The 831-nt window shown below is 54.6% G+C and carries 1 protein-coding gene; it reads right to left on the minus strand.

Annotation, left to right across the window (positions count from 1 at the left end; translation table 11 throughout):
• Positions 1 to 675, minus strand: a 675-nt coding sequence (locus XpopCFBP1817_RS20950; RefSeq protein ID WP_146090204.1) for a glycoside hydrolase family 5 protein, incomplete at its 3' end; no start/stop codon positions are given.
• Positions 676 to 831 lie beyond the last annotated feature (156 nt).

An 831-nucleotide genomic window follows, 5' to 3' on the forward strand; every position in this document is an offset into this window, starting at 1 on the left:
GCCATGCGCGCACTTGTTTCTACACGATCCGGGTGCAACCAGCTGATCTATCTCGGGAAAACGTGGGGAAACCTCAGCGCCGGGGACCAGAATCAGATTATTCGCACCGGTGGCCCGAATGCTGTTGATGCCTGCCTGTGCAGTGGCAGCCCAGCTACCTGCCGATACCCCATTGGGCTCGTTCATCAGCCCGAAAATCACCGCGTTATCGTTTTTGAACACCAGCGCAAGACGGCGCCATAAATCGCTGAAGGTCGCGATCGGCACTTCAGCGGTGCCTATTTTATAACCGTAGTATTTGGCGTAGTTATGGATATCCAGCACCAGATACATGCCCGATGCCTTGGCGCGAGCCACTGCCTGCCGCACCAATGCCAATTGCGCTGGATCCAGTTCGCCACGCGCGCTGGGTTGCAGACGCTCCCACAAAATCGGCAGGCGGATCGTATTAATGCCAACGCCGGCGAAATAGTTGTAATCGCTGGCAGGTGAGTAAATATAGTCCTTGTTGAGGACTCCCGGCTTTTTCGACGATGCAAATTCAGCACCGGAAAGATTAACCCCGGCGTAATTGAGTGCGCGTGTTTGCGCATGAAGCTGCGGCAAGACGCCAAGCAGGATGAGAAGCAATGCGCAGCGAACAACGCTGCGCAGCGAGCAGGAAACAGAAGACATAAAAAACTCCTTAAACGACGGGGACGATGCGTCGAAGCCCGTTGCGTGAGATTTGCGCGAAGTGCGCTGCATCGGTATGACTTAAGGGCACCTCGAACAACCAAGTCGTAGCCGTGGTGACACGCACTGGATGATGACCATACCTTCAAAAAATCA

Source organism: Xanthomonas populi, from assembly GCF_002940065.1.
In the GTDB taxonomy this organism is placed as follows: Bacteria; Pseudomonadota; Gammaproteobacteria; order Xanthomonadales; family Xanthomonadaceae; genus Xanthomonas; species Xanthomonas populi.